The organism is Idiomarina sp. ST20R2A10, assembly GCF_051842345.1.
GTDB lineage: Bacteria > Pseudomonadota > Gammaproteobacteria > Enterobacterales > Alteromonadaceae > Idiomarina > Idiomarina loihiensis.
Genome location: NZ_JBNIEY010000053.1, coordinates 1 through 265, shown reverse-complemented (window position 1 = coordinate 265; position 265 = coordinate 1). Strand labels below are relative to the sequence as shown.

The 265-nt window shown below is 64.5% G+C and carries 1 protein-coding gene; it reads left to right on the top strand.

From position 1 onward, the window contains the following. A partial coding sequence (locus tag ACP7H9_RS14280; RefSeq protein WP_439222944.1) for a PAS domain-containing protein occupies nucleotides 1–265 on the top strand: 265 nt, incomplete at both ends.

Here is a 265-nt window from a genome sequence, read left to right as displayed (position 1 = left end):
AGACGATCCCCTTGCACTCGACGAACCTCCTCACCGTCCTCGATCCCGACGGCGTGATCCGGTACGAGAGTCCCTCGATCGAGCGAATTTTCGGATTCGCCCAGGACGACCTCGTTGGCGAGCAGGTGGCCGAGTACTTTCACCCGGACGACCGCGATCGGGTGGTCGAGGCCTTCCGGACGGTGGTCGCCGACGATGGCGACACCGTGCAGTCGGTCGAGTACCGACACGAGCGAGCGGACGGATCGTACGTGTGGGTGGAGTC